This window comes from Janthinobacterium sp. GW823-FHT03B06 (assembly GCF_058796955.1).
This window is the reverse complement of record NZ_JBXAJE010000018.1, coordinates 1-5407: the sequence shown is the minus strand read 5'-3', so window position 1 is coordinate 5407 and position 5407 is coordinate 1. Positions and strand designations below refer to the sequence as shown.

Annotated in this window: 4 protein-coding genes; all 4 read right to left on the bottom strand. The window is 58.9% G+C overall.

Translation table 11 applies throughout. The features are described from left to right. Positions 1-175 precede the first annotated feature (175 nt). Entirely contained in the window at positions 176-1255 is a 1080-nt protein-coding gene (locus AC1RBA_RS27870; protein WP_492420611.1) for a tartrate dehydrogenase, read from the bottom strand. 40 nt (positions 1256-1295) lie between these two features. Then, positions 1296-2786 carry a DUF3482 domain-containing protein gene (locus AC1RBA_RS27865; protein WP_070223770.1) on the bottom strand — a complete coding sequence of 497 codons (1491 nt, stop codon included), beginning with the start codon at positions 2784-2786 and terminating at the stop codon, positions 1296-1298. Beyond that, entirely contained in the window at positions 2783-4261 is a 1479-nt protein-coding gene (locus AC1RBA_RS27860; RefSeq protein WP_492420609.1) for a DUF2868 domain-containing protein, read from the bottom strand. Before AC1RBA_RS27860 ends, AC1RBA_RS27865 begins: the two co-directional genes overlap by 4 nt. Positions 4262-4323: 62 nt before the next feature. Then, entirely contained in the window at positions 4324-5013 is a 690-nt protein-coding gene (locus tag AC1RBA_RS27855) for a phosphatase PAP2 family protein (RefSeq protein ID WP_083293495.1), read from the bottom strand. Positions 5014-5407 lie beyond the last annotated feature (394 nt).

Here is a 5407-nt window from a genome sequence, read left to right as displayed (position 1 = left end):
GACAAAGCGTTGTGTTTGTCAGCTGCGAAGAAGGAAGAGTATGAAGCGTTTCGGCTAATTCGTCAACCTTCTTTTTTGCCGTTTGCTACTGCATCCGGCTCCCTCTGTTTCGCTAAAACCACTGCGTCTCATTGGGGAGGCGAACTATAGCAAAGCCACTCAAGGGCGGCAAGCTTTATTTCAGCAATTCGGCAACCGCCATGCCCACATCGGTCGTACTGGCGCTGCCGCCCATATCCGGCGTACGCGGACCATGCTCGAGCACCCGCTCGATGGCGTGCACAATCGCGTCATGCGCCGCCGTGTAATTGGCATCGCCATTACCGAGGAAGTCCAGCATCATGGCGCCCGACCAGATCATGCCGATCGGGTTGGCGATATTCTGGCCATAGATATCGGGCGCGGAACCGTGCACCGGCTCAAAGACGGAGGGGAATGTACGCTCCGGATTGATATTGGCCGATGGTGCGATGGCAATCGTTCCCGTGCACGCAGGTCCCAGGTCAGACAATATGTCGCCAAACAGATTCGAAGCGACCACCACGTCGAAACGTTCGGGACTCAATACAAAGCGAGCCGCCAGGATGTCGATATGGTATTTATCCCAGCAGACCTCGGGAAAGCTCGGGCCCATCGCTTCCACCCGTTCATCCCAATACGGCATGCTGATGGCAATGCCATTCGACTTGGTCGCCGATGTCAGGTGTTTTTTAGGCCGGCTTTGCGCCAGCTCAAACGCATACTTCAGGATGCGGTCGATGCCTTTGCGCGTAAACACGGATTCCTGCAGCACCATTTCGCGCTCGGTCCCCTCGAACATGCGTCCGCCCACGGATGAATATTCTCCTTCCGTATTTTCACGCACCACATAAAAGTCGATATCGCCCGGCTTTTTATTCGCCAGCGGACATGGCACGCCCGGCATCAGCCGCACGGGACGCAAGTTGACGTATTCGTCGAATTCACGCCGGAACTTCAGTAATGAACCCCACAGCGAGATATGATCGGGCACCTTGTCCGGCCAGCCCACGGCGCCAAAATAGATGGCGTCGAAATCCTTGAGCTGCGCGAACCAGTCCGAGGGCATCATTTGCCCGTGTTCCAGGTAATAGTCGCAATTGGCCCATGCCATCGTCGTAAACTGCAGGTCGATATTGAAACGGCGGGCGGCCGCTTCAATTACACGCAAGCCCTCCGGCATGACTTCATTGCCAATGCCGTCACCGGCGATGACGGCGATTTTATGTATGCTCATGGGGGAAACCTTGTTGGAAATAGACGATGGAAGCTCGTATTTACATCTGCTGCGTCACGTCCGGGTACAGACGCGCCAGCACATCGGCAGTGATCGCCGTGATGATGGGCTGCACACATTCGGCAGCCAGTTCATTGGACTTCGCGCGGCGCACCTCTTTCCATAACTCGACCAATGCGCTCTCATGACGCGCCACCGCCTGCTCGACTTCATCCTGCCAGAAGGCCGGCGCCTCGCTTTCGACAAAGTTGCCGCGGCCACGGCCAAAGTGCGCCACCGCCAGGTAACGCAGCACGCCCGCCACCACCAAGGTGCGCAGGAAGGCATCGGTAAATTGCATCGTGGGCTCGTTGCGGTCCGTTCCGGAATTAAAGCCCCAGGCTGCGCCCGCAAACGTCAACGCACCAACCACACCGCCAAGCAGGGCGCCCGTGCCCAAGGTCAGGCCGCCGGAAATCAGGTCGGCCGACAGCCCCGTCGCCGCACCGGAAATCATCGCGCCCAATAGCCCTGCCTGCGCCTTGTCGATCGGCGCGCGCACGGCGAAGTTCTCCCGTATCCGGCTATTGATCTTATGCGCGTCGGTCGGGTCGAGTTTGTGCAGGATCAAAAGCTCACGCGTGGTGATACCGCTGTGCGCATTAAGCCGCGCCACCAGGCTGGCCATGGCCTTTTCCTGGCGTTGCTGCTCTGCGTTCTTGCCTATGCCAACGACCTGCAAGGCCGATTTCAGCAAGCCCTTAGAGGCGGGCTCGATGGCTTCGCGATCCTGCCCGGCCACCGCCAGTTGCGTGGCCAGCAAGTGCATCGCCTGCCGGAAACGTGCCGTATTCTGCTCTTGCCAGGCAGCAAACAAACGCGCATAGCCTGCTTGCTGCGACTGCGGCAACAATTTACCCACAGCTTCGTAAAACACGCGTTCATGCACCCAGCAGCGGGCAAAGGCATCGAGCGCCAGGACATCGCGCACGATTGGATACTGCTGCAAATGCTCGCGCCAGCGCGCCTGCTCGCCGTGTTCCTCATTCCCCGGACGCGGCGGCCCCATCTGATTGAGCAAGACCACCACAGGCTTATCCAGCCAGGCGAGGATTTTCATTTCCGCCGGCAAGTAGCCCGCATCCTTCGGATGTTCCGAGGAATTCACCAGGTACAACACCACGTCGGCGGAGTCCTTGGCCGTGCGCAGCGCCTGCTGGCTGAGCCAAAACGGGCGGTCGCGATAACGGTCCAGCACTTCACGCAGAAACCAGCCGATGGGATTGCCTGACTGGCCCAGGCGCTTGAGCAGACGCACGGAGTCGCCAAAGCCGGGCGTGTCCCACAATTGCAAAGCATCACCCTGTGGTGTGGCCAACAAGGTATGCGATTCGGCAAACACAGTTACGTGGGCAGCGTCGCGCACTTCGCCCACATCCACGCCCACGAGGGTACGCGCGAGTGTCGTCTTGCCATTATTCGTGTGCGAAATCAGCGCAAACTGAATCTGCACCGCGTCATCTTGCACATCTTTATTCACGTTCACACTCATGCTGCTGCCGATACTTTCAAGCCGACACCGGCATCAAGCGGGTGCAAGGCAGGGTTGAGCAAATTGACCACGGTGGCCGTGGCTTTATGGAACTGGCAGAACTGCTGCCACAAGGCGACCCGTTCCGCCAGACGCGCGCCGTTATCCGCCTGCTCGCCCGCGCGCTCCAGGTAGCTGGACTCGTCGATCAGGACAGCGATGCCGCGCGCCGACGATTGCACCAGATAATCGAGGAAGGCCCCGTGATTTTCCTTTTCCGGCGTCGCCGTCAGATTGAACAGCACGGCCGTGATATTGACTTGTGGATCGTTCAAGTCCGTGTCGCGCAAGACGTCCTGCGGCTCTTCGCCATACGACGTTGATGGACGCAGCATCATGCGCCCCTGCTCGCCAAACAGCATGAGGGCGATTTGCCCCAGACCCTTGTGGCGTGCCTCATCGACAGTAAAGCTGTAGGGCAAGACGCGCAGCATGCCGCCCGTGGCCACACCGATGCTTTCATTAAGCTTGCGGAAATACGGCTGATCGAGATCCAGCGGAAACTGCCTGGCCAGGCGCGCGGCGCGCCAATTATTGAGCAGGGCCAGGATCAGGCGGGGGACGACCACCAGCAGGAAAATCGTCGCCGCATACAAATGCACCCAGCGTGCGCCGCCTTCGACGGTCGTCGTTTGCGGGAAGCGCAGCGCTTCGATTTCCGCCAGCGAAAAACCTTGTAAGTGAAACAGGGCAATGGCCGGCGCAAACAGGGTCGACAGCAGGCTGTGCACCTGGCCGGCATTCAGAAAGGTGCTTTCCCAGCCGGCCGCGTATTGCGACAGGAAACCGCGCGCATACAACGAGGCGACGGCGCCAATGGCAAACATGGCAGCGCTCAAGTGGATGGTACGGCCCAGGCGCGCGGCCGTCAGCTTGGCGCTCAAATGCGCCCACTCGCCCATGAAACTGAGCAAGCCCGAAGACAAGGCGTGCGGCAGTTTGCGCGGCAAGGCAAGGCGCCCTACGCTCAGGTGGCGCACCAGCCCCGCTTTCGGCCAGCCGAGCGAGTGCGAAGGGATGCATAGCCAAATCAGCAAGCCCAGGTAGACCAGCACATTCCAGGCGATGATCAGCAGCAAGGGCGCCGACAGCAAGTCGACACGGTGCGGATCCGTGATGCGATCGAGCCCGGCGCCCAGCAGCAGTGCCAGCAGGGGCAAAGTCAGCGCCAGGGCTTTCATGCCGTTACGACGCTTCGCGAAAGCAGCGAAGGCGGGAGTGCGCTCGGTGATGCGCTTGAGGATCAGCTCGGAACGCTGCTGCAGGAAATCGTCACCCGTGACTTCGGCCTGCTTGCCCGAAGCTTGCCACTGCGCAAGCTCACGCGCACTGCGGCTGGCATACATGCGGTCATCCTCGCTGAGGACTTCTTTTTTCTGGTCGGCCGTCTCGATAGCACGGACCAATACCACTTCTCTCGCAATCTGCTCGTTCATGGTGCTCCTGTTTTTGTATGAAACGACAACTCGACAGGCAGATTGTGACGTACTTTCGTGTTTCAGGCCAACGCGTCCTCGGCCCGGAACAAATGATGTAGCAGATAGATCAGGAAAGAAGCAATCCAGGCAGACCACAAGGTGTGTGTAAAAAATTGCGTACCTTGCAACTGTTGCTGCCAGCTTGCCGCCAAACCGCACAGCAGCATGACGCAAGCGAGCAGCAGCGCCGTGCGTGGTCGCCCGGGCAGACAGAACAATGGCAAGGCCAGCATCCACCAGGCAGTGTTCGCCTGGGTAGCAGGCAGGCATGCCATGGCAGATGCGCTGGCTGGCAATGTTTCCAACAGGCGCGTGTACGGCTCCAGTCCACCATAACGCAACAAATCCGTGGGACAGGGCACGTCGCTGAAGGAAGAGAGCAAATAGATGCTTAGCGGCACGAAGATAGCCGACAGCGCCGCCACGCGCAAGGCGCTGCGACGCGAAGCAAGCCAGGCCAGCGGACGCAAGGTGTCCCATACGGCCAGCCCGATCATGACGGCGCCAAGCAAGATCATACCGATCTGAAAACTGCGCGCCCACACGCTGTCAGCGCCGACAAATTGTCCACGCGCACCGTCGAACATACTGTCGGCAATCATGAGGTCGAGGTTGCTGTAATTGCCGATCCAGAGTATCAGCATGGACGACAGCATCAGGATGCTATCGATGCCTTTGGGAGTTTTGACGAGTTTAAGCTTGGCCAGCATGGGTGCACACGTTACTTGATGAGAATGGACATCATCGTACAGTGTCAATATGAAGAGAACATGACGGTGCCCGCCGTTCACAACATGTGGTGATAAATGACAAAGGCAGCGCGCGGCGCTGCCTTTTTTTCGCCTGCTGAACAGCCGGGGTCAGCCCCCCTCACACTGACCGTAGATCGGCGGATCGGGCAGGTCGGCGTAGGTCGGCTTAGCGCAGCGTAAGCCGACACCCACCCGCAGCACCCCGCAAAAACGCCAGACGAAAAAAAACCCGACCATTGCTGATCGGGTTTTTCTCAAGAAACCACAGCCAAAGGCTGTTGCTTCAAATAACAAGCCTGACGATAACCTACTTTCACACTGGTTGCAGCACTATCATCGGCGCAAAGTTGTT